The sequence below is a fragment of the Blautia faecis genome, from assembly GCF_027662325.1.
Taxonomy (GTDB): domain Bacteria; phylum Bacillota; class Clostridia; order Lachnospirales; family Lachnospiraceae; genus Blautia_A; species Blautia_A faecis.
In genome coordinates this window covers 204,302-229,327 of sequence record NZ_JAQDKY010000001.1, presented here as the reverse complement: position 1 = coordinate 229,327, position 25,026 = coordinate 204,302, and the positions used below count along the sequence as shown (strand labels likewise).

13 protein-coding genes are annotated in these 25,026 nt (G+C 41.7%); 12 read left to right on the top strand and 1 reads right to left on the bottom strand.

Features of this window, described 5'->3' with window-relative positions; translation table 11 throughout:
- Positions 1 to 4 precede the first annotated feature (4 nt).
- Entirely contained in the window at positions 5 to 1,873 is a 1,869-nt protein-coding gene (locus PGQ38_RS00855; protein WP_173734815.1) for a sensor histidine kinase, read from the bottom strand.
- Positions 1,874 to 2,094: 221 nt separating this feature from the next.
- Between PGQ38_RS00855 and PGQ38_RS00850 the strand changes: the two genes are divergently transcribed.
- The 12 genes from PGQ38_RS00850 to PGQ38_RS00795 all read left to right on the top strand — a co-directional run bounded on the left by PGQ38_RS00850 (position 2,095) and on the right by PGQ38_RS00795 (position 25,001).
- Entirely contained in the window at positions 2,095 to 3,051 is a 957-nt protein-coding gene (locus PGQ38_RS00850; RefSeq protein ID WP_148461461.1) for an ABC transporter permease, read from the top strand.
- A 12-nt stretch (positions 3,052 to 3,063) separates the two neighbouring features.
- The gene (locus PGQ38_RS00845; RefSeq protein ID WP_227199076.1) at positions 3,064 to 3,969 is read left to right on the top strand and encodes a carbohydrate ABC transporter permease; all 906 of its coding nucleotides are present in this window, start codon (positions 3,064 to 3,066) and stop codon (positions 3,967 to 3,969) included.
- A gap of 98 nt (positions 3,970 to 4,067) precedes the next feature.
- Positions 4,068 to 5,777: a type 2 periplasmic-binding domain-containing protein gene (locus tag PGQ38_RS00840; RefSeq protein WP_270430546.1), complete on the top strand. Its 1,710-nt coding sequence runs from the start codon at positions 4,068 to 4,070 to the stop codon at positions 5,775 to 5,777.
- 171 nt (positions 5,778 to 5,948) lie between these two features.
- The gene (locus PGQ38_RS00835) at positions 5,949 to 7,583 is read left to right on the top strand and encodes a response regulator transcription factor (protein WP_173734812.1); all 1,635 of its coding nucleotides are present in this window, start codon (positions 5,949 to 5,951) and stop codon (positions 7,581 to 7,583) included.
- Positions 7,567 to 9,339: a cache domain-containing sensor histidine kinase gene (locus PGQ38_RS00830; RefSeq protein WP_270430544.1), complete on the top strand. Its 1,773-nt coding sequence runs from the start codon at positions 7,567 to 7,569 to the stop codon at positions 9,337 to 9,339. Before PGQ38_RS00835 ends, PGQ38_RS00830 begins: the two co-directional genes overlap by 17 nt.
- 211 nt (positions 9,340 to 9,550) lie before the next feature.
- Positions 9,551 to 10,504, top strand: a complete 954-nt coding sequence (locus PGQ38_RS00825) for an ABC transporter permease (RefSeq protein WP_173734810.1) — start codon at positions 9,551 to 9,553, stop codon at positions 10,502 to 10,504.
- A gap of 15 nt (positions 10,505 to 10,519) precedes the next feature.
- The gene (locus PGQ38_RS00820; protein ID WP_227199079.1) at positions 10,520 to 11,413 is read left to right on the top strand and encodes a carbohydrate ABC transporter permease; all 894 of its coding nucleotides are present in this window, start codon (positions 10,520 to 10,522) and stop codon (positions 11,411 to 11,413) included.
- 55 nt (positions 11,414 to 11,468) lie between these two features.
- A complete protein-coding gene (locus tag PGQ38_RS00815) occupies positions 11,469 to 13,115 on the top strand; it encodes an ABC transporter substrate-binding protein (protein WP_173734809.1) in 1,647 nt (548 codons plus the stop codon).
- A gap of 208 nt (positions 13,116 to 13,323) precedes the next feature.
- A complete protein-coding gene (locus tag PGQ38_RS00810) occupies positions 13,324 to 15,870 on the top strand; it encodes an alpha-L-rhamnosidase (RefSeq protein WP_173734808.1) in 2,547 nt (848 codons plus the stop codon).
- Positions 15,854 to 19,078 (top strand): type 1 glutamine amidotransferase family protein, encoded by a 3,225-nt coding sequence (locus PGQ38_RS00805; RefSeq protein ID WP_270430541.1) that lies wholly within the window; start codon positions 15,854 to 15,856, stop codon positions 19,076 to 19,078. Before PGQ38_RS00810 ends, PGQ38_RS00805 begins: the two co-directional genes overlap by 17 nt.
- A gap of 56 nt (positions 19,079 to 19,134) precedes the next feature.
- Positions 19,135 to 21,507 carry a glycoside hydrolase family 2 TIM barrel-domain containing protein gene (locus PGQ38_RS00800; protein WP_270430539.1) on the top strand — a complete coding sequence of 791 codons (2,373 nt, stop codon included), beginning with the start codon at positions 19,135 to 19,137 and terminating at the stop codon, positions 21,505 to 21,507.
- Complete coding sequence (locus PGQ38_RS00795) at positions 21,504 to 25,001, top strand: glycoside hydrolase family 2 protein (protein ID WP_270430537.1); 3,498 nt, start codon at positions 21,504 to 21,506, stop codon at positions 24,999 to 25,001. Before PGQ38_RS00800 ends, PGQ38_RS00795 begins: the two co-directional genes overlap by 4 nt.
- The last annotated feature ends 25 nt before the right edge of the window (positions 25,002 to 25,026 follow it).

Sequence of the window (25,026 nt, the reverse complement as noted above, 5' to 3'; positions counted from 1 at the left end):
TCCTTTAGATGCCCTGATGAAGGGGTGAACTGTTGTGATGTTTGTGAAAATCATTTGTCTGATAAGGGACCCGCAGCTGAATATTAGTTCCCACACCTTCCTCAGAGTCAATGAGAAGAGTGTAGTCAGCTCCATAATAAAGCACCATACGGCTATTGACATTTAGAATTCCGATGCTGTCGTGATTTTGCGCATCCATTTTTGCCAGATCAGCAGAAGCATCTCCGGTTTTGTCATGAACGGAAGCCGCAATGGAATGGCGCAGTTCCTGTAATTTTTCCGGAGGCATTCCCACACCGGTATCAAAAATCCAGATGGCCAGATAACCGTGCCGGGGATTTCGTCCGGCACCGATCAGAATAGAACCGGGTTTCAGACTTTTTTCCAGTCCATGGACAATTGCATTTTCTACCAGTGGCTGGATGACCATTTTGGGTATCAGGCAGTCATAGGCATCATCAGAAAAATTATATTCAATGGTGAAGCGGTCTGCGAAGCGTTCCTTTTGGATCATCAGATAAGATTTTACGATTTCCAGCTCTTCCCGCAGAGAAACCAAGTCGTTCCCTTTAATGCTGTATCGAAAAATCTGGGAAAGTGCACCTGTAACCAGAATAATCTTATCAGTCATGCCTTCTGCAGCCATACCGCAGATCATGGTAAGCGTATTGTAAAGAAAGTGCGGATTAATCTGGCTTCGCAGAAATGCAATTTCTGTTTTGCGGTTGTTGGCTTCCAATTCATACATTCTGGTATAGGAATCAAAAATGGTATGATTCAGTTCTTCGGTTTTGATCAGCATTTCGTTAAATGCGTTAAAAATATCGTTGATTTCAGTAGACCCAATTAAGCCCTGATGAATCTGGGCACCTTTTCTGATTGCTTTTCTGTTTCCGGCGGAAATACTTTTCATAAAATCGATCAGCTGTTTCAGCGAATCCAAAAATGGCTTGTAAAGGAAGGTTACAAAGAGGAAAACCAGCAGAAGTATAGCACCTGTAGCGAGAAACTGACGCTGGGAAATAGTTTGGATCTGGCTGGTTAGCTGACTTTTGTCTACAAGCACATAAAGGGAAAGCCCAAGCTTGCGAAAGGAATAGCATTTTGCGATATAGGTTACCGGGGAGCTGTTTGCTTTTACTTCGTAGGTGTCTGTTTCAGACTGAGGTGCGGGGGTGCTAAGAACGGTACGGTAAAGGCTTCTTGTTCCATAAATCAGCTCTTGCTGTGCATTTGCAAACAGGATTTCCGGTTCATAAAGCTTCTGGCTATTCATATTGGTCATAGAGTTGCTAAGCAGATGATTAATGTCAATGGCCAGAAAAAGGATGCCAAGGCGCTGGCTCTGTCCGGTACCTAAGGTACAGATCGGCATGGCAAGGATATGGCAGTTGGTTCCGTTTATTAAGGAGGTGCCAACGGTGCAGTAGGGAAACGAGGTTTCCTCAAGCTTATCGGCAAAGGGCTTGTAGCTGAAAGCAGATCCTCCAAGGGAGGCAAAGGTACCATCCTGTCCGTAAACTGCAATATCAGAAATATATGGATTCAGAAGGAAGGTGTTTTCCAGCTGTGTTCGCAGCTCCTGATAAGCTTCATAGGAACTCTGCCTGTTCTTACTGCTGAGAAAATCCTGAACTACAGAGCTGTATGCAACGCTATAGCATATGTTTTCGTAGCTATCGTAGGCTTCCTGGGTATTTTTGGCAAGCTGCGAGGAATAAGAGTCCAGACTGCTGCTAAGAAAGTCGGTCTGTACCCGAACGTAATCCTGAGTGTTGTATAGTGTAATGCCTGCCGTGCAGACAATAAATAATACTAAGATAATAGAAAACTGCCGTCCAAGGGGAAGCAGGATTGTTTTGTGCTTTTTCATATATAATGCCTGTCCTTTCTTAATCATATTTTACAATAAATTCTTTACAGGGTGTCATGGAAAATTATTGGACAAACCTGAGAATATTCCATGTTTAGCGGAAAAACTCTGAAAAAAATGTAAAATATACATGAAAAAATTATGAATCTTCCATTCAAACACTGCGATTTATACAATACAATAATTACATCAGAAACACAAGACCGGAAGGAGAGAGAAATATGGCGAAAAGGTCAAACACCACATCCATTCCATATGCGGCAAAGAAAAAAACATTCTGGCAACTGCTATGGAAACAGAAAGCCCTTTGCATTATGGCACTGGCACCGCTGATCATGCTGATCATTTTCAAATATGTTCCAATGTATGGAATTCTGATCGCATTTAAGAATTATAAAGCATCAAAAGGTGTCTGGGACAGTAACTGGCTGGAGCCTGTACTGAAAAATTTTATCAAATTCTTTAAAAATGTAAACAGTGGACAGATTATATGGAATACGCTGAAAATTGGAGTTCTGAATTTGTTATTTACGTTTCCGGCGGCAATTATCTTTGCTATTCTGCTGAATGAGTTAAGAGGAAAGGTATTTAAAAGTGCAGTACAGACAATTTCCTATATTCCTCATTTCCTTTCTGTAGTAGTTATCTGCTCTATGTTAAATGGATTTGGTTCTACCAGCGGACTTTTCAACGATATAAGAAATCTTTTGGGAATGGCGAGAGTGGATATGAATAATGGAAGTCAGTATTTCCTTCCTTTATATCTCGGTTCGCAGGTATGGCAGACAGTAGGATGGAGTTCCATCATGTATTTGTCTGCATTATCCAATGTAGATGTAACCTTGTATGATGTAGCAAATATTGACGGTGCAAACCGCTGGCAGAAAATCAAAAATATTATCTGGCCGACTATTAAGCCAACTACTACGATTCTTCTGATCATGAATCTTGGAAATGTGCTGAACAGTGATTATACCAAGATCCTTCTGATGCAGAACGACACAAACAGAAGTCAGCTGGAAGTAATCGGAACCTTTGTTTACCAGAAAGGTATCGTGGAAGGTAAATTCTCGTATGCAACAGCCGTAAACCTGTTTATTTCAGTCATTGGTTTTGCTCTGGTATTTGGAGCAAACATGATTACCAGAAAAATCAACCCGGAAAACAGTTTGTGGTAGGAGGAAAAATTCATGTCATTTGGAAAAGCAAAAAAACAGAATAACAAAATACATATTGGCAGCAGAGCATTTGACGTGTTCCTCATTGTGTTCATGATCATTGTAGCGATTATATTTCTATATCCGTTCCTGAATGTAATTGCCACTTCACTGTCTAGCAACCGCATGATCACAACCGGTCAGGTTACCTTCTTTCCAAAGGAATTTCATCTGGACGGATACAAAGCCTTATTCAAGGATGAGAATATACTGGGAGCTTACTGGAATACGATTGTAATTGCAGTGGGAACTATGATTGTCAGCCTGGTTTTGAATTCTCTTATGGCTTACGTTATGATGGCACCGGAATTCGTACTGAGAAAACCATTGTCCATTATCCTGCTGATCACTATGTTTTTCAGTGGTGGTACAGTTCCTGCTTACCTGTTGATTCAGAATCTGGGCTTGTATGACAGCTGGTGGTCACTGATTTTGCCAAATGCGGTAAGTGCTTATAATATTTTCATTTATCGTTCGTTCTATCAGGGAATTTCCCCGGAGATCAGGGAAGCCGCCCGAATTGACGGAGCCAGTGAGTTCCAGATTCTTACAAAGATTTATGTGCCCCTTTCAAAAGCATTGTACGCAACCTTCGGTCTGTTTTCCGTTGTTGGCGTATGGAACAGCTACTATGAAGCACTTCTTTACATTAAGGATCCTGCAAAACAGCCGATTCAGATGCTTCTTAGAAAAATTGTATTTACATCCGGTACTGCAAACATGAGTGATGCACAGCAGATGATCAGTAATGGTAACCTAAACAGTCTGAATGTACAGTATGCCTGCGTAATCGCAACCATAGGACCAATCCTTCTGGTATATCCGTTCATCCAGAAATACTTTGCACAGGGCGTACAGGTAGGAGCTGTTAAGGGCTGATATTCAGATTATATGGAAGCTGGGGGACAGCTTTCCTTATAAATAAAAGACACACGTTTACTATTCAACAATGTCTACAAAAGAAAATGGAGGAAATTATGAAGAGAGAAACCACCAAAAGACTTACCGCTATGGGAATGTCAGTAGCAATGGCTGCAGGACTTTTCACAACCATAGGAACAACTGCTGTATGGGCAGAGGATTCAGCACCAAAAGCAACAGCTGCAGATAACGGCATTGAGCTTCCGGAGCTTGAGGACGGAACCTTACATCTGGAAGTAAGCATCGCAGATTATCAGCAGTCTTCTGATGGAACACTGGTTCAGGAAAAATGGCAGGAGGCTATGGAAAATTACCTTGGCTGCAAGCTTGACATCACATGGACAAGAACACCTGCAACGGACTATACGGCAAATGAGCTGGTTGTACTTCAGTCCGGTTCAGTTCCGGATATTGCCACTGTAACAAAGGGATCAGCTGTCAATGAGTACGGCGAGGACGGAACCTTATTAAATCTTGCTGATTATTCCGATTATATGGTTTACTATCCGGAATATATGAAAGAGACAAACGGTGGCGAGGATTTCGCAAAGAATGAGGACGGATCCATGTATTACTTTATGGACGGCTTCTATAACCCGGATGATATCCAGGGAGCACAGTCCTTCACAGCATTTGCGTATCGTTTTGACCTTCTTAAGGAAAACGGCTGGCAGCCGGCTGCTACACTGGATGAGTTTACACAGCTTTGCTCTGACATGCAGGCAAAGATTGACGATGGATCACTTGATCTTGATTATGTTATTATCAACAACACAAAGGATTACTCCCTGTACCGTGGATTTGTTGGAATTTTCCACACATGGGATTGCCTGTACTACAACGGTGAGGAATGGGTATTCGGACCGATTGAGGATAACTTCCGTGAGTGCCTGAAATATCTGAACAGCTTATATGAGGCAGGATATATTGATCCTGAGTTTGCAACAGCAGACTTCAATCAGGGTCAGACAAAAGCTACCACAAATGTTGGCGGTATTTGCCCGACACTTTGGTCTGGATCTGTAGCGAGCTGGAATGCTGCTAAGACAGATGAAAATATGGAATGGGGGCTTGCATATCTTCCGGAGAATACAGAGTATGGTACTGCCTGGAAATGGGGTTCCAGACAGGCTGCAAAATCTCTGAATGCAAATATGGGTATTTATATCAGTGCAGAAACCGAGCATCCGGAATATGCAGTAGCAATGATTGACTATCAGTATTCTGATGAGATGGTAAACCTTATGAACTGGGGTGTTGAAGGCGAAACCTATACAGAAACTGATGAAACTAAGACTTTCGTAGATGATATTTTGAACGATGCAACACCTGCAACAAAATCCGCTGAGTATGGACTTACCTCTTCTAGCGTTTGCAGAACCGGTATTCCATTTAACCCGCTTGATTTCAACGCAATGCTTGAGGTTGCTTGTAATCCGGAGCCATGGTGGAATGCTGAAAAAGGTTACTATGAAGGAAAATACTGGGTTGAGTCTGATGCCAACGGCGGAGAGGATTCTGTTTCCCCATACGACAGAGCACCGGTTACTTATCTGACTGCTGAAGAGTCTTCTGCAAAAGCAGAGCTTGGATATGGCGGAACCTGCGAGACACGAGTAAAAGAGCTTGCGCTTCAGTTTATCACAGGTGAGAACGACATTAATGATGACGATGCATGGGAAGATTACATTGATGACATCAAGAGCCAGACAGATGAAGACTTTGATGAAATCCTTGAAACTCTGAATGAGAAAACTGTTAAATAAGACAAACAATAAAGCTTTAAAAATTCTGCTTTCATAAAGAGAAGCCCTCTTCAGCGGAAAGGCACAGGTTATGTGTTTTCGCTGGGGAGGGCTTTTCACATGTGGGAAAGTCTGCTATGATAAGGATATTGGAAAAACAAAGTAAATGTTTTGAGAAAAGGTTGAGAAAAAATGAAGTTATTATTGGTGGATGATGAGGCACATGTGAGAGAAGGAATCTGTGCCCGGATATCCTGGAAAAAACTGAGAATTACAGAATTAAGGACTGCCAAAAATGGCTATGCGGGTCTGGAGCTGTCACGCAAATTTAAGCCAGATATTGTTCTGACAGATGTGAGGATGCCCTGCATGGATGGAGTTGAAATGGCATTTGCAATCCGGAGAGAACTGCTTGACTGCTGCATTATATTTATGAGTGGTTATTCTGATAAAGAATATTTGAAGTCCGCAATTGCATTGAAAGCTATCAGTTATGTGGAAAAGCCGATGAATCTGGACGAACTGTCCGATGCTATTGCCAAAGCAGTTCTGCTTCAGGAGGAAATGAAACTGAAGAAACAGGAAAGCGAAGAGCTGGCAGATCGGCTGAAAAAGAGCATGGATGCTTACAAAAACCAGCTGATGATGGATCTGACGAAAAAAAGCTTTGGCAGTTGGCATAGAGAGTCAGAAGTATACGCCGCTTTTCCCGGATTATTTGGAAAAAAGGACTATTTTGTATGTCTCATTGAAATTCTGGGATATACAAATGAAAATTCCGAAGGTGAGATCAATCTCCAAAAAAAGATTGCAGGGAAGTTGGCAACTGGTCTGGAAAATGCCGGGATTGCCACCTGTATTGGGCGAAAAGATGAAAATCTTCTATTGGTTTATGTTGGTCTGAATGAAATGAATGGAGAAAAATCAGTAGAGCGTCAGAAGCAGATTGCTGATACTTTGGGAGAAATTTTGGAGGAAGACTGTTTTTACGTTTTGGCAGCAGGAAGCTTAGTTGAAGATGTACTTCATATTTACCAGTCCTATAATGATGGAGTGGCACTCCTGATGACGACGTTTTATTATGAGAAAAACTGCCGCCTGGTTTATGAAAGGCTACAAGAAGGAGCTTATAAATTAGGAGAAGAAGAACTGCAGCAGTTTACTAGGCTGGTGAAACATGAGGACTTTGAGAGCACTGTGGATTTTGTTACAGGAATTGTAAGCAGGCTGCGGGAAAATCCGGATAGTTTTATTTATGAGGTAAAGGATTTCTTTGCGAGAATGTTAGATGTTCTTTTCCAGACTCCAAATGGACTGGATGATTTTGGAGAAAAACGGGAAAACAGGGAGAATATCCGGGATTCTATAAGAGAAATGAAGTTTTTGACGCAGCTAGAAGCATTGGTGGTGGAGCAGCTGCAAAGCTATTTTGACAGTAAGGTGCAGACTGGGCAGAAATTATTAATTTCTGACAAAATCAAGTATTATGTTTCCTGCCATTTTCGGGAACCGGATCTGTCCCTTGCAACTATTGCTCAAAAGCTTGAACTGACCAGTCCTTATCTTTGCAGCACGTTCAAAAAAGAGACCAATACCACGCTTACTAATTATATTATGGAATATCGGGTAGAGCAGGCGAAGAAATATCTTCAGAAGGAAAACTATAAGGTGAAAGAGGCTGCATTGCTTACAGGATATAGCGACTGCAATTATTTTATAAAGGTATTTAAGAAATGCGAAGGTATTACTCCGGCGGAATACAAAAAAGAAATTATAAAACTGTCATCAACAGGTGGAAGCGGAGACTGTTATGAAGACAATAAGTAAGCTGTGGAGGCAGAGCAAATTAAAAACAAAGCTTTTGTGGATTTACTGTTTGCTGATTCTTGTTTTTATGGTATCTTTGACAGCACTTGCGTTTTCTGTTTTCAGTAATAATCTGCGGACAAAAATCATGTATTCTGCCGAGCATGGAATTTCTCAGACACGAGATTTTATGAATTATAAATTTTCTCAGCTGTTGGATGGTCTGTCACAGATTGCTAATGATAGCCGAATCCGTGAAATTACCAGCAACAGCAGCCGTCAGGAAATCAAACAGGAATACTGGGATATGCTAGAGATTAAAGAGAGACTTACCTCTTACCAGAGCCGGGAAGAAATCCAGCGGGTGCGCTTGTATGTGGATGGAGATCACATGTATTCAGCGGATAAGATCAATCTGTTCAGTGTAGAAGAGGTTTCTTCTCAGAAATGGCTGCAGGAGCTTCAAAATAGTACAGCAGATGTGGGTGCATTTTCCAGTGAGGAGCTGGAAGATACAAGCAGTCAGCCGGTTTTGGCTTTTGTTCAGAAAATCAAAAGCATTGTGGATTATCAGAAGGTGACTGGATATGTGCGGGTGGATTTTGGAAAAAAGAATATTCAGGAGATGCTTCTAAAAGCAGATCCTACGCCAGATAGTGTGACATGCCTTATCAACAGCAGCGGACAGGTAATCGCATCGTCCAAGGAATTGGAATATCCAATGGTAAAGCCGGACTTTGAGGCAGCAGTGGAGGCCTACCTGAATGATACGTATGAGATGAAGGAAGTAGAAGCAGAGGGACAGAAATATCTGATTTCTGAAAATTATCTCTATCATTCAGGCTGGGTAATGGTGACTGTGATTCCATACAGAGGAGTGATGCAGGAGGTCTACAGCAGTCAGAAGAAATATATTTTGATGGCGCTCGTTGCCCTGATTCTGGTTGGAATACTGATTTATGTGATTGCAAACTCTGTTACCAGCAGAGTGGAAAAATTAGCAGCTCATATGCAGAAAGTACAACAAGGGAATCTGGAAGTGATTCAGGAAGATACAGGAGAGGATGAAATAGGAAGCCTATACAGGGCATTTAATGAAATGGTTCGAGGAACCCGTAATCTAATGGATGAGAAATACGAGCTCGGTAAACAGGCGAAGACAGCAGAATTAAAAGCACTGCAGTCACAGATCAATCCTCATTTTTTGTATAACACTCTGGATATGATTAAGTGGTTCAGCTATAGCGGCAGGAACGAGGATATTGATAAGGTGGTTACAGAACTTGCCAGATTTTATAAGCTGACACTGAATAGAGGGAAAGAAATTGTGACAGTGGAAGATGAGATTGTGCATTCCAAGGCTTATGTGAGTATTCAGAATTACAGGTTCGAGGGCACCATTGAGCTTGTTACGGATTTTTCAGAAGAGGTTCTGACACGGTCCATACCCAAGATCACTCTTCAGCCGCTGATTGAAAATTCTATTCTTCATGGAATTCTGGAAAAAACGGATGAAGGAATAATCCGAATTACGGGGGAATGTAAAGGTGATGAGACCATTCTTTATCTGGAAGACGATGGGATCGGTATGGAGCCGGAGCAGGTGCAGAAAATTCTTACAGGTCATGGAAGTTCAGTAAGGGGCAGTGGATTTGGTATTTATAATATTCATAAACGGCTGAAAATCTTATACGGGGAAAAAGCCGGACTGGTTTATCATACGGAACCGGGCAAAGGGACTATGGTGGAAATTCACCTGGGCAAAGAAGTATTGTAGGAATTCTTTTCTAATAAATATTGAACAGAAAAAGGAAGGCAGATGCAGATTTCTGCCTTCCTTTTTCTGTTGCAGTTTGGTGAATGGTGGAATTTTAGACTTTTAAGTACATCAGCATAAAATAATACGATAAAATGGTAATATCTTACGATTTTTGGAGAGAGTTGGTTTTGCTATAATCATATCATCAAGAAAAGGGGATGGAGTAGAAATGAAAAAAGTTGTACCAAAGAGAAGCTATCCAAAGAGTAAAATTGGTTTTTTTCAGCAGATGAAAAAAAGCCGTACGTTGCTGCTTATGCTTATGCCGGCAGTGGTGTTGGTTTTTATATTTGCTTATATTCCAATGGGCGGTGTGATTCTGGCTTTCAAGCAGTTTCGTTACGACCTTGGAATTTTTGGAAGTCCGTTTGTGGGATGGGATAACTTCAAATTTTTCTTTCAGTCTGGGGATGCGCTGAATGTTACCAGAAACACAGTGTTGTATAACCTGGCATTTCTGATTGTAAATACCACATTAGAGGTTGGATTTGCAATCGTGCTTAGCGAAATGGTAAATAAGGTAGTAAAGAAAACCTTACAGTCTGTAATCTTTCTGCCATATTTTATTTCCTGGGTAATTGTAAGTGCTATTGCATACAGCCTTTTTAACTATGAAAACGGTGGTTTAAATGCACTGCTGAATCTTCTTGGAATGGAAAGTGTAAATGTATATGCAAAGGCTGGCTGGTGGAAATTCATTATCACAGGATTTTCTGCGTGGAAAGGTGTTGGATACGGAATGGTTGTTTATCTTGCATCCATTGCCGGGGTGGATTCTTCGCTTATAGAAGCAGCTCAGATTGATGGGGCGAACATTTTTCAGAGAATCCTTTACGTGACGATTCCAAGTATTAAGCCGACCATCATTACAATGTCGCTTCTTGCAATTGGAAAGATTTTCAAGGGAAGTCTAGATCTGTTTTATCAGCTCATTGGAAACAACGGAGCACTTTTTGATGCCACAGATGTAATTGATACTTATGTATTCCGATCGTTGATCACAGACGGAGATGTGGGAAAAACAGCAGCAGTTGGTTTGTATCAGTCGGTATTGTGTTTCGTAACTATTATGGTAGTAAATGGAATTATAAAAAGAACAGAACCGGATTACGCTCTGTTTTAGAAAGGAAGAACTACGATGCATACATGGAAAAGAATGTCTATAGAAGAAAAGACCTTCCGGGCAGTTGGATACACACTGATTACTGGCTTTGCAATTCTTTGCCTAATCCCGTTTCTAATTATTATTGCCTCTTCCTTTTCAAGTGAAAGTTACATTATCCAACATGGATATGGGTTGATTCCGGGGGATTTTACACTGGAAAGCTATGCTTCTATTTTTAAAAATCCGGCTTCTGTATTTCGGGCTTATGGCGTGACAACAGTTGTTACAGTAGTTGGAACAATCGGCGGTATTTTTATTAACACAATGACAGGATATGTTTTACAAAGAAAGGATTTTCCGTGGCGAAATAAGTTCTCATTTTACTTTTTCTTCACAACATTGTTCAGCGGTGGATTGGTCCCATGGTACATTTTGTGTATCAAATATCTGAAGCTTGGAAATTCTTTACTGGCACTGATTCTGCCGACTATGGTTTCTGTGTGGAATATTTTACTGGTAAAAGGGTTTATGGCGGGAATTCCATTTGAGATTACAGAATCGGGGAAAATTGACGGGGCAGGAGACTTTCGAATTTTTGTTCAGTTAATCCTGCCTCTTGCAAAACCTGTTATCGCAACAATTGGACTTTTTACAGCGCTGACTTACTGGAACGACTGGTATAACAGCATGCTGTTTATCACAGATGAAAATTTATATAGTTTGCAGTACCTGCTGTATAAGTTGGTTGGAAGTGCCCAGGAAATGCGCAGGATTATGGATGAAACGGGAATGAATATGGATGTAGTCCCAGTTGAATCTATGAAAATGGCATTGACTGTGGTTGTAACCGGACCGATCATTTTACTGTATCCATTTGTACAGAAATATTTTGTAAAAGGCTTGACTGTTGGAGCAGTCAAGGGGTGATATCAATAATTAAGAAAACAAAAAAATTAAATTATAAAGGAAGGAAAAAACAAAAATGAGAAAGTGGAAAAGAGCAGCGGCGATTGCCCTGACAGCAGCTATGGGAATGAGTACCTTTGCAGGTTGCGGACAGAAGGAAGAAACAAAAGAAGAAGCCAAAACGGAGGCAAATGCAGAGGAGACAGAAGAGAATACTTCTTCTGAGGACGCTAAAGATACAGAAACCTCTTCTGCAAAAGAGTACAACGGACAGGATGTATCAGATAAGGTTGAGCTTGTTATGTATGTAATTGGTGATGAAGCCGAGGATGAGCAGAAGGTTTTGGGGAAGATTAATGAGAAATTGGAAGAAAAGATTAATGCTACTTTGACAGTAAAGCATATGTCTCTCAGCGACTACGCACAGAAATATTCTCTGACAATTGCTTCAGGAGAGGCAATCGACATTATCTACGCATCCAGCTGGGCAGGATATACCACAGAAGCTACTAAGGGAGCGTTTGCTGAGGTTTCCGATGAGGTTCTGGAAAAATATATGCCTCTTACGAAGGAAAACGAGCCGGAGATTGCATTTGAGCAGGCACAGGTTGGCGGAAAGGCATATTTTGTTCCTGCAAATAATGCTGCAGTAATTGGAAATACAGTTTTGATCCGTGGTGACCTTCGCGAGAAATACAACATTGACAAACTGGAAAACTTTGACGATCTTGAGAAATATTATGAGGCAGTAGCTGAAAATGAACAGGGCATTTTTCCATATGCAGCATCCCAGAACAATGAGCAGATGCGTGTTATGATGCTGGATAATAACTATAATATCTTAGGATTAAATGGAACAGATGATAAGCTGTTCTACTACAGAGCAGATGAGGAAGCTGGTGCAGATAACGTAGTATGGCTTTATGAGACAGATGAGTACAAAGAGTGGGCTGCAAAAATGAAAGAGTGGTCTGATAAAGGCTTTTGGTCCAAAAATGCAGTTGCAAACAACACAAGCCCAAGAGACGCATTTACAAATGGAACAAGTGCGTCTCTGATTTGGAACCTTGGTACCTGCGGAGCTGTTGCAAGCGAAGTAGAGAAAAGCCATCCGGACTGGAAACCTGAGATTTATGATTTCAACCTGGATAAGAGAAAATTTCTTGGTTCCTATACAGGTGACGGTGCTGCTGTCCTGGCATCTTCCAAGAATCAGGAAAGAGCGTTCATGGCAATTGATCTTCTGAAATTTGATGAAGAATGCTATAACCTGGTAAGACTTGGAATTGAAGGCGAGAACTGGATCAATCCAGATGGGGAAGCAGATGCAGACACAAGCCATAAGACATGGAGAGCTGGTGACCGTGAGACTGCTTATCCATTTGGCTCTGCACTTTCCTGGCCATTCAAGAACAGCATGTATGAAAGAGATAGAGAAGACAAGTTCGTAGATGAGGTTGAGCTTACAAAAGAGTGGAAAGCAAAACAGGAGAGTGTATCTTTAACAGGATTTACACTTGATGATTCCAGTATAAAAAATGAACTTTCTAATTTGAATAATGCAAAAACAAAATATGTACCACTTCTGGATCTTGGTCTTATAGAAGATGTAGATGCAACTCTTCAGGAGTTCAATGACCAGGCTGAGGGGGCTGGGCTTGAAAAGGTGATAGATGCTTACAAAGAGCAAATTGAAGAGTATCTTAAGAATAAAGCAGAGTAAAAAGGTATGCAGCAAGGCAATTGTATATCCAGATTAAATGAAATAAGGTATAGAGAAAGGATTCCGGTATCAGGAATCCTTTCTCTATACATAAAAAATTTTAAGGCCTGGATATGAAAAATCTACATAGGAGATATACGTTTTTTCCATTCAAAATATATCAGGTAAATTTTATAATAAATTATTCATAAAGAGGGAGGAATATGCAATGAAACTGTACGATCTGATGACAGATAATCGCCGGGAAAATATCCTGGTAGGAAGTAAAAAACCTGTATTTGGCTGGAGAGTTGAGACAGAAAAAAGGAATGTGCGCCAGGAAAGCTATCGGGTGCAGGTCTGGGATGAGCAGGGAAATTCTGTTTGGGACAGCGGAACTGTAGAAGCTTCCCGGATGGCTGGAATTCAGTATGAAGGAAAGGAGCTTCAGTCAGGAAAAAGAATGACCTGGCATGTAAGCTGTATATTTTCCAGCGATGAGGGTGTGATAACTGCAGACGAAGAGAGCTCCTTTGAGACAGCCTATTATAATCGCGAGGACTGGAAAGGGAAGTTCATTGGCGAGACAAAGGACCATGAATATCACCTGTACCGGAAGAAATTTGGCTGTAAAAAGGCGGTGAAGCTAGCCAAGCTTTATGTGTGTGGAATGGGGGCTTTTGAGTGCTGGATTAATGGAGAAAGAGTGTCTGATCATGTAATGGAACCGGGCTGGACAGATTTTCGAAGGACCTGCTTTTATACGGCATATGATGTGACGGAATATTTTGCAGAAGGGGAAAATACAGAGAACGTAATTCTGGTAAAGCTGGGGGATTGTATGTTCAATGTTCCGGGAGGACGTTATGTGTATTTCCAGCGTTCCTACGGAAAGGCCAAGCTTCTGTGCCAGCTGGAGCTGGTTTATGAGGATGGAAAACGGGAATATGTGGTGACAGATGAATCCTGGAAAAGAGCCAAAAGTCCGATTGAATTCTGCTGTATTTACGGTGGAGAGGATTTCGATGGAAGACGGTGGACAAGGGAATATTTAACATCAGAAGCGTCGGAAATCTGGGAAGCTGCCGTGTGTGTGGAACCACCTTTAGGGGAACTGAAACCAGCACCAATGGAACCATTAAAGATAAAAGAAATCTATCAACCGGTTGATGTGAGAGAAGTGGAAACAGGGGTATGGCAGTATGATCTGGGAAAAAATTTTTCCGGGTGGGCAAGGATTTTCCTGAAAACAGATGGCAGCAGAGCAGGACAGAAGGTGGTGCTGAAAACTGCAGAAAAGTTAGATGAAAACGGACGGATTGATCAGTCTGTAACAGGAAAAGATTACGCCTGGACATACATTTTAAATGACAAAAAAGAACAGGAATTTGCACCGGATTTTACGTATACAGGGTTCCGTTATGTGGAGATAACAGGTGCTGTTCCAGAAAAAGAAATCACTTTACAGGGGGAATTTATTTATCCGGATATCGACCAGGCGGGAGATTTTTCCTGTTCGAATACCCTGTTTAATCAGATACATGAGATTGTTTTACAGGCAATCAAAAGCAATACAAAAAGCTATTTTACAGATTGCCCGCACAGGGAAAAGCTGGGCTGGCTGGAGCAGACACACCTGATCGGACCTTCCATTATGTATAATCTGGATGTGCATAATCTGTATGCAAAAATTGAAGGAGACATGGCAGATTCCCAACGGGAGAATGGTTTGATACCGGATATTTGCCCGGAATATGTGACTGGATTTGATAAGTGGCATAAGGGATTTCTGGATTCACCTGAGTGGGGAAGTGCCTGTGTGCTGGCTCCCTGGTATGCATATAAACGCTACGGAGATCTTCCATTGCTGGAAAAATATTTTCCGGTAATGAAGAAATATGTGGAGTATCTTTCGTCTAAAACACACCATGAAGTGCTTCATCACGGGCTTGGAGACTGGCTGGATATTGGTCCTTGCACCCCGCATTCCCAGAACACTCCGGTTCCCGTTGTGGCGACTTGTATTTATTATTATGACCTTCAGATTATGGCAAAAATAGCACAGCTTCTCGGGAAAAAAGAGGTTGCAGAAGCGTATCAGAAGAAAATGAAACTGGTATTTGAGGAATACAATCTGCAGTTTCTGGATGACCAGACCGGACGTTATGCAAACGGCAGTCAGGCGGCACAGGCCATGAGCCTGATCGTGGGACTGGTGCCGGAGGAGTATCAGGATAAAGTGGTTTCGCAGCTGAAGGATGACGTGGTAAAAAGAGGCTATGCCATCACAGCTGGTGATGTGGGACATCCGTTTTTGATTGCTGCACTGATGAAATATGGCATGTCAGATGTGCTCAATGAGATGACGAATATTACAGATAAACCAGGATACGGCTATCAGGTCGTAAATGGAGCAACAACCCTTACTGAGGAATGGGACGGACCAGAGCCTGGAAACATTCACGGTTCCCAGAATCACCTGATGCTGGGAAGTATTGAAGAGTGGTTTTATGGATCTCTTGGAGGGATGGAACTGGTTCGCGACGGGCTTTCATTTGAAGAAATCCGAATTCAGCCACACCTGGAAAAAGCCGTGGACTGGGTAAATGCCTGGACCATGCATCCGTATGGAAAAATCAATGTAAAGTGGAAAAAGGAAAATGAGAAAACCAGGGTTTGCTGCCAGATTCCGCCGGGACTTACAGCGCATTTGGAATCACCGGATGGGAAGGAAATCATGACTGTGGGAAGCGGATATTATGAGTATGAATTCTGAGAAAACATTATATAAAAAGAATACAGAACCTGTGCTTACGAAAGAATTATTTCAAAATCCAACCAGTGAATATAGGGGAACTCCCTTCTGGGCCTGGAACTGTAAAATTACAAAAGAGCTGATTGACAGTCAGCTGGACTGCTTTGAAAAAATGGGATTTGGAGGCGCCCATCTGCATGCCAGAACTGGTCTTGAAACGGACTATCTGGGAGAAGAATTTCTGAATCTGGTGCGTTATACGGATGAGGAAATGAAAAAGAGAAACATGCTTTGCTGGCTGTATGATGAGGATCGTTTTCCTTCCGGAGCAGCAGGGGGAATCGTCACAGAGAATGTGGATTACCGTGCCAGATATCTGCTTCTTACCAGGGAACGCAAGGAAAATATGTGTGCTTCCCGGGAAGAATTTCAAAGAGAAGCAGCCAATGGAAAAAAGCCTGCAGGTTATTATGTGTGTGCCTATCGTGTGTTGATTCAGGAAGGATTTCTGAAATCTTATAAAAAAATAGATGGTCCATGTCCCTTATACAACAGTAAAAAAGAAGAACAGGAACAGGGAAAACTGTGGTTGGCTTACATAGAATTAATGCCGGAAAGTCCATGGTTTAACGACCAGACTTATGTGGATGTATTGAATAAAAAAGCAGTAGAACGGTTTATAGAAGTGACTCATGAACGTTATTATGAGACACTGGGAGATGAATTTGGAAAGTCCATCCCAGCCATTTTTACAGACGAACCGCAGATGAAAGGAAGTATGGTATTTTACAACGGAGATTGTGAGGAAGATATTACCCTTTCCTTTACAGATGACCTGGGAGATACCTATAAAGAGAAATATGGAGTAAATCTTCTGGAAGTTGTTCCTGAGCTTTTGTGGGAACTGCCAGGGGCAACTTATGGAGCGTACAGTGTACACCGTTTGCTGTATCATGACCATCTTACAGAACGCTTTGTGTCTGCTTACTGTGATACCATTGCAGATTGGTGTGAAGCTCATAATATTGCCATGACAGGACATTACATGTCAGAACCAACCTTATACTCTCAGACACTGCGCCTTGGAGAAGCAATGCGCTGCTATCGAAAACAGCAGCTTCCAGGTGTGGATATTCTCTGCGGAGACCCGGAATATTCCACAATCAAACAGGCGGTAAGCGTTGCCAGACAAAATGGCAGAGAGGGCGTTGTAAGTGAGCTATACGGAGTAACACATTGGGATTTTGATTTTAAAGGGCATAAGCTGCAGGGAGACTGGCAGACTGCGCTTGGGGTTACGATAAGGGTTCCTCATCTGGCGTTCATGTCCATGGAAGGGGAAGCGAAACGTGACTGGCCCGCATCCATCAACTATCAGTCCCCCTGGTGGGAGCAGTACTCCTATATAGAAAATTATTTTGAAAGAGTAAACACTGCACTGACCAGAGGAAAAGCACTGGTGCGGGTGGCTGTGGTGCACCCGATCGAGTCTTATTGGGCTGCATATGGAAATACAGTGCAAACTGGTGAGATTCGAGAGCAGATGGATGAAGACTTTAAAAATGTGATTCAATGGTTGTTATTTGGCCTGGTGGATTTTGATTTTCTTTCAGAATCTCTGATGCCGGAACAATATCCAGATGGAGAACAATTACCGTATGAAATGGTCATTCTTCCAAATCTGCAAACGATTCGAAGCAGTACGCTTGCTATTTTAAATAGTTTTGTAAAAAATGGAGGAAGAGTTGTTTTTCTTGGCAGCATTCCCATGCTGATTGATGGAGTCCCGGGAGATAAGGCGAGACGATTTGCTCAGAAAGTGGAGCAGATTCCGTTTCAGAGAAAGGCACTTCTGGATATTACAGAAGACTGCCGGGATATTGAAATTCGTCTGCAGAATGGCAGGCGAAGTGACAATCTGTTTTATCAGATGCGCCAGGACCATGACTGCAGATGGTTATTTGTGTGTCATGTAAACAGAAAAAGAAACCGCGCAGATCAGGGGGAGCAGATGATCATACGGATTCGGGGAAGCTTTGAAATTGAGAGTTATTATGCACTTGACGGAAGCATTTGCCCAGTGGAAACCTGTCAGAAAAAAGGTGATACGGTGGTAACGCTGACCATATATGGAGAAGACAGTCTGCTGTGGAAACTGATTCCGGTAAAAGCAGAAACAACAGCTTCTTTACATAGGAAAAAAGAAAAACCTTCCGGAAGCTTTGCTATAAAAACGGGTATTAATCATGGAACCTATGGTCTGGTGGCAGCAGCTCCGCCACGTAACAGTGATACTTGCAGAAAGAAAAATTTGCTTACCATTTATGAACCGGAAAGCTATTTGCTGGAAGAACCAAATGTTCTGCTTCTTGATAAATGCAGCTGGAGACTGGATGGAGCAGAGTGGCAGCCAGAGCAGGAAATTCTCAGACTGGATAATCAGATTCGCACCCTTCTTCATTTTCCACATCGTCAGGATGCTTATACACAGCCTTGGAGAATCAAGAATGCTCCGGAAAATCATGTGGTGGAACTGCAGTATGAGCTTTATTCAGAGATAGATGTAGAAAATTTTGCGCTTGCTATGGAATGTCCGGAAAAAGCTGAAATTTATTTTAATGGAGTAGCTTGTAAGCAGACAGATGGTGGATTTTTTGTGGATTCTTTTATAAAAAAAGTACCAATGCATAATTTGAAAAAAGGAAAAAACAAGTTGCTTTTGAAAATTCCTTACGGGAGAAAAACAAATCTGGAAAACATTTTTATATTAGGAGATTTTGGGGTGCAGGTCAGTGGGACATTTGCCTGTATTACCAGTAAGCTGTCTCATTTGTATTTTGGAGATATTACCAGACAGAGGATGCCATTTTACGGTGGAAACATAGTGTATGTTATGAAGTTTGAGCTTAAGAAAAATCAGAAGATCTGTATAAGAGTACCTCATTTTTCAGCTCCGGTTATGCAGGTAATATTGGATAAAAAGCCCAGAGGATTAATTGCATTTTCACCGCATGAGCTTGAAGTTGGTGAGCTGGAAGCAGGCATTCACAGGTTAGAAATCAAAGTATACGGAAATCGTTTTAATAGTTTCGGAACACTTCATAATAGCAATGATGAATTTAAATGGTATGGACCGGATTCTTACAGAACAAGCGGATCTGAGTGGATAGAAGGCTGGGAATTAAAACCATTTGGAATTCTGTCGCGGGTAGAAATTCTGGAAACCTAAGGATATGAAACATTAATTTATAAGCGTAACAACGCAGAGTGTCGGGGGAATAAGCAATGAGAAAACAGGAGCTGATATGGCTGGATACGGTAGAAAATCCAGAGGGACAGATGGAATTAATCATAAAATACAGAGGGAGCACAAATGAAGAAAATGCTGCAGTCTTTCTGGAAATCAGAGATAAAAATAATGTCCTTTTGAAAGAAAAAGGTGAGCTCAGACAAGACACTGCCAGGGTGAAAATAGCTGTATTTAAATGCCAGGGAGTACAGTGCTGGACACCTGAAGATCCGGCTTTGTACCAGGTGAATATAGTGCTTGAGTTATCAGATAAGAATAATGAGAAGACCTATATAAGGCATGGACAAAAGCTTGGATTTCGTTCTTTGAAGCGGAAAAATCAGCAGGTTTTTTGGAATCATAAGCCTGTAAAGCTGCTGGGAATCTGTTACCGTGAACCAGATTTTAAGATGGAAAATTGGGAGACGGTTTTGCGTCGTGATCTGGAATTATTTAAGGCAGCACACGTTAATTTTATCCGCAGTATTTACTATCCATTCAGTGAAAAAATGTTGGAGCTGTGTGATGAAATGGGCTTCTGGGTGGAAAATACAGCTCCTTTTTATGAACTGGGACAGACCCCAAAAAACATCAGTGAGCTGCCACATATGCAAAAAGAATTTGAAACAGCAGCAAAAGAATTGCTTGCAAATGGAAGCCATACCAGTGTGCTTCTCTGGTCACTGGGACATGATTGCGCATGGGGAGTAAATTTTGGAATCATTCGTGACCGCATCAGGGAACTGGATGATATTCGCCTGATGACCTTCCATTTGCCAATGTCCATTCCAGAAGAAGAACCACAGATGGATGTATGGCCGGTTCATGATATTGACTGGCGACTTCCTTTTGACAAGACATATGATCAGATGGTGATTTTTCACACACCCGGGGCAGAAAATGAGATTGGATATATGATTGCAGATGCAGACTATCCAGTGCCTGTACTTCACGAGGTCTGGTCACCGGTAGTATGCCATAACCGGGATGAAATTCAAAGAGATCCTGGAATCCGTGATTTCTGGGGAAAAAGTATTCGTACTTTTGTAGAAAAATCAGCTCGGACTCCAGGGTGCCTCGGTGGAGCAGTGCTGGCTGGCGTGGATGAGGACGGCAGCTTTGAAGGGCTGATGGATTATGAATGGGGAATTCTGGACGCGAATCATAATCCGAAGCCAGAATATTATCACTTGAAAAATGCATATGGAGCAGCTTCAAAAGAAGCATATGCGGAGTTGGAAAATGAGAATTCTGTGGTGGAAACAAAGATAAATTGTTTCAGAAGGCAGAATGAAATCCATAATATAAACTGGAAAATTCAGTGGACAGAAGATGCCCTTCACATAGAAAATGACAATATTTTTTATATTTTTTCCAGAAAAAAATGTCTATTAAAGGAAGCTGGGCTTATACAAAAACAAGGAAAAAAAGTACTGATAAAAGGCGGCCCGTTTTTGAATACAGCAGGATTCTTACTTGGGAAATGGATAGGGAGAAGCCTTGAAATTTGTTCTGTGGATGAGGCGGAAAATGTACAGATAAAGATAAGCGGAACCTATGAAAATACCCTTGATATTTGTTTTTATCTTACTCTTTTTCAGAATGGAATACTAGAAACTGCATATGAAGTTCAGAAACTATTCCGCCATATGTCACACCGTGTGAAAGCAGAAATCGGCATTTCAAGTGATGGCTTAGGAGAGAAGGGTGGAGCTTATTATGTAACAGAACCGGATAGAGTACGAATGGTTTCTCAGGGGTGTAAGGTTCGGTTAGAACCGGCACCTGAATTAACAGAAGGAGCTATTGTAAATAATTTGGATCCGCGAATAAATTATGTAGGTAATTGGATAAAAATGGAAGATTACTGTGGAAATCTTAACGGATCTGAAACATTAAGCAATACAGCAGGAGATTACGCGGAACTGAGTTTTACAGGGACAGGAATCACTGTTTATGGACCATGGGATATTTTATATGGGATGTGTAACGTATATTTGGACGGAGAACTCTGGAAGAAAGATGTGAGTCAGTACCCACCGAAAGTGGATTTTCCGGGAATGAGCAGAGGCTATGAAAAACGCTATAGACAGATACTGGCAGAGGTACATGGACTGGAAGAAAAAAAACATACACTTCGCATAGAGGTAACCGGAACAAAAGAAGCAAAAGCGCAGAATACATACACTTCGATTGATTATGCAGTATTGGAAGGAAGCAGTTATACAGGTGGATTCAAAATGAATATTGCAGTAGACTTTAATTATCCCAGAATGGTACGAGGCTGCGTTCGAAGACCTGATGTAAAGCTGATTCCAGGCGTGCGGGAGTCTTTCAGAATACAAATGCTGTTGGAGGAAGACAAATGAATATGACTATAGATGAATTAAAAAATTATTCTATGCCAAGAGTGATTCCCCTTCCAAAATGGAGTAAAGCGGCAGAAAATTCAGTAATCTGCCTGGATGGAAGCTGGAAAGTAACAGACAAAAAAGATGGTGCAGTACAACAGGTTCAGGTGCCCTTTGACATGGGAATTCTTCACAAAAAGGGATTATCACAGCACTACAGATATGAGAGGGAGATACAGCTTCCAAAGAGAGAGGAACAAAGTCGTATTGTGCTGAAATTTCAGGGGATTAATGGTTTTGCTACAGTCTATGTGGATGGAAAACAGGTGGCATATCATGAAAACGGATTTATTACATGGAATGTGGACATTACGGAGGAAGTATGTGGAAAACAGACGCTTTCACTTGCTATCGATGTGGATGAAGAATCAGATATTGTCAGTGCCTATAGCCATGGCGGGATGCTTCACAGCAGCTGGCTGTATGTATTGCCGGAAGCTTATGTGAACGCACTTTACTTGTCACCATTGTTTGATGAGGACATGGAAACCTGCAGTCTGCGGGTGGATATAGACCTGGCAAATATGCCTGAAAGCATAGATGGGAAGGGGAAAATACGGTCTGCGGAAATGGCTGCCGGGAAGGAAAAAGGTCGGCTTGCTAGTGCTGCTGTATATAAAGCTGAGTTTGCTTTATATGATCCAAACGGTATAAAAACAAAGGAGAAATCTCTGGTTTTAGACAATAAAATAAAAGGCTATTACACCGATCAGCTGTACGTAGCCAACCCGGTTCTCTGGGATGCAGAGCACCCAAGACTATACAGATTTGAACTTATATTATATAAATTAGATTCTATCTCTGGTACCTGGGAACCACTGGAACAGATAAACAAAAAGGTAGGACTTAGAAAGCTGGAACGCAAGGGTAATCGTCTATTTGTAAACCATAACGAGGTGAAATTACGCGGTGTGTGCCGCCATGAAATCAGTCCAAGAAATGGACGTGCATTGACCAATGAGCTGATTGAACAGGATGTAGCATTGTTTAAAGAAGCAAACTGCAACTATATTCGAACCTCCCATTATCCGCCAAGCGAATATTTTCTTGACCAGTGTGATGAGCATGGAATTTATGTGGAGGATGAACTGGCACTGGCATTTATTGCAAGGACATTGCCCTATACACAGCGCGATCCTAAGGAAACAAACCGTTATCTCAGTCATTTTGCAGAAACAATGGCGAGGGATTACAATCATCCTTGCGTAATTATCTGGTCTCTTTGTAATGAGTCCTTTGGAGGTCATAACTTTGATCTTCTTAATCGCTTTGCGCATTTGAAGGATCCTACCAGAATGACAAAATTCAGCTATCCAATGACTATTCGGGAAGAACATGAAATGCCGGATATCTGGAGCATTCATTACTCTGAATATAATGCTGATCTGGCAGGAAAAAAGGACAATTTAAGTGTGGGAGGTGCACCTGGAAAAGATATGCCTGTGCTTCATGACGAATATGTGCATGTAGCCTGCTACAACCGTGAGGAGATGCGAAGAGATCCAAACATCAGAAGCTACTGGGGCGAAAGCATCCGTATTTTCTGGGATAATATCTGGAATACAGAGGGTGCTCTTGGCGGTGCAATCTGGGCTGGAATCGATGAAACGGATCTTTATGATGGTGGGAACGGACAGATGGAATGGGGAATTATTGATGTCTGGAGAAGAAAGAAACCGGAGTTTTACATGACCAGAAAAGCCTATTCTCCAATTAAAGTTATTCACAGCGAAGTAAAGGCTCAGGAGAAAAAGGTTCTGTTGATTATAGAAAATCGGTTCTGTCACACTAATTTAAATGAGGTCAAAGTGAAGTGGAAATGCGGTGATGAAAGCGGTATCTGGAAGCTTCCGGAATGTGCGCCGGGAAAGGTAATTAAGGTTTTACTATCACTGGAAAATGCAGAGGATCAGTCTCCGGTGACACTGAAATTTCTGGACGGAAATGACTGCCAGATAGATGAAATGAAGGTGTTTTCCCGAGATTATGTGGAAGCTCCGCTGTTTGAGTTAAGTGCAGATGAAACAGAAAATATAAAAGCTTTAAAGATTCATAAAGAAAACCAGGAAGTTTTCATAACGGGAAATGATTTTAAGTTTTCTTTCAATGTTAAGACTGGTCTTCTGACCGGCGGCTGGGCAAGGCGGAATAATAAAATTCTGGTTGGCGGTCCAATATTAAATGTACCATACCTGAAGCTTGGAGCCTGGTATATGACCTCTTTTGCGGTGAAAGAAAAACAGAATTTTGTAGAAGTTCGAATTCAGGGCGGATATGAAAAAACGCTATCTATAGAGTGGATAATAGAGATTCAAAATGACGGAACCTTCTACACAACATATGAGATTCTTCACCTGGAAAAGCATCTCCCCAAGCAGATAAAGCTTCGTGTAGGTGTAGATTGCGGCGGGCTGGATGAGCTTGGAATAGCATATATTCTGGATCCATCTGTGGACACTTTATCCTGGAGAAGAAATCTGGATCCAGATCAGGAGGGACGAATTTCTCTTTATCCCACGGACCATATTTCACGAAATCAGGGAACTGCAAAGCGCTTTACCAGATCCAATATCTGGGGTGAAATGCCAGTGACTTCCTGGGGAGAAGACATGCGAGATGATATTCTTTTTGGGCGTTATGATGGAGAATATCATGGAAGTAATGATTTCAAAAGTACCAAAGAGGATATTGCAGAAGCGTATGTTTATAATGAGAACCGAACTAAAATACAGGATGCATTTAATAGGGAAAAAGATGCTGATAAAATCGGAATGCTGAAAATATTCGGTGCCAAAAAGAAGTCCGATCAGAATGAAAGTCGGGAAGTCTCCAAAGCTAATATCCGTTTGGAAGTGCTCGATCCGAAAGAAGAAAAAATTCTGGAATCTGATTCGCGAATTGCCTATACCGGAACCTGGTATCAGGTAACGGATAAGAAGGAAAGTGACCACGGAACGGAGATGTGGAGCAGGGAAAAAGGCGCCGCATTTACCTGTAAATTTCAGGGCACCGGAATCCTATGGTACGGCCCTCAGGATCCTGCGTTTGGTATGGCAGACGTATATATAGACGGGGAAAAGAAAGCATCCCATATCAGCCAGAGAAGTGCCGGAGTTGATTTCTCCTGCTGCTCTGCAGGTTACGATAAGTGCTATCATTTGCCGATTTTTTCTATTAAAGACCTGCCTTATGGAGAGCATACGATTCGTATTGAGGTGTGCGGGGAAAAAGCAGAAGACGCCACGGATTGTTACATAGTTCTGGACTATTTGCGAGTACTTGGAAGGAATCATACAGAGCCCGTTAAGCTGATGATAAACCAGGATTTTTCCTACCCGCATATATCCTGGGGAAATGTGAGAAAGCCCCCGCTTGTTATGAGAGATGGCACCTGTGGCACTGTTAAGATGAAGCTGTGCACAGTCACTAAAACATGCCAGGTTGATAAATAATAGATTATAAAACAGGAGAATACAT

Excerpts from the sequence above, each read along its gene's own strand:
- PGQ38_RS00840 (WP_270430546.1), top strand. The coding sequence starts at position 4,068 with ATGAAGAGAGAAACCACCAAAAGACTTACCGCTATGGGAATGTCAGTA.
- PGQ38_RS00815 (WP_173734809.1), top strand. The coding sequence starts at position 11,469 with ATGAGAAAGTGGAAAAGAGCAGCGGCGATTGCCCTGACAGCAGCTATG.
- PGQ38_RS00795 (WP_270430537.1), top strand. The coding sequence starts at position 21,504 with ATGAATATGACTATAGATGAATTAAAAAATTATTCTATGCCAAGAGTG.
- PGQ38_RS00825 (WP_173734810.1), top strand. The coding sequence starts at position 9,551 with ATGAAAAAAGTTGTACCAAAGAGAAGCTATCCAAAGAGTAAAATTGGT.
- PGQ38_RS00835 (WP_173734812.1), top strand. The coding sequence starts at position 5,949 with ATGAAGTTATTATTGGTGGATGATGAGGCACATGTGAGAGAAGGAATC.
- PGQ38_RS00855 (WP_173734815.1), bottom strand. The coding sequence starts at position 1,873 with ATGAAAAAGCACAAAACAATCCTGCTTCCCCTTGGACGGCAGTTTTCT.
- PGQ38_RS00850 (WP_148461461.1), top strand. The coding sequence starts at position 2,095 with ATGGCGAAAAGGTCAAACACCACATCCATTCCATATGCGGCAAAGAAA.
- PGQ38_RS00845 (WP_227199076.1), top strand. The coding sequence starts at position 3,064 with ATGTCATTTGGAAAAGCAAAAAAACAGAATAACAAAATACATATTGGC.
- PGQ38_RS00820 (WP_227199079.1), top strand. The coding sequence starts at position 10,520 with ATGCATACATGGAAAAGAATGTCTATAGAAGAAAAGACCTTCCGGGCA.
- PGQ38_RS00805 (WP_270430541.1), top strand. The coding sequence starts at position 15,854 with ATGAGTATGAATTCTGAGAAAACATTATATAAAAAGAATACAGAACCT.
- PGQ38_RS00830 (WP_270430544.1), top strand. The coding sequence starts at position 7,567 with ATGAAGACAATAAGTAAGCTGTGGAGGCAGAGCAAATTAAAAACAAAG.
- PGQ38_RS00800 (WP_270430539.1), top strand. The coding sequence starts at position 19,135 with ATGAGAAAACAGGAGCTGATATGGCTGGATACGGTAGAAAATCCAGAG.
- PGQ38_RS00810 (WP_173734808.1), top strand. The coding sequence starts at position 13,324 with ATGAAACTGTACGATCTGATGACAGATAATCGCCGGGAAAATATCCTG.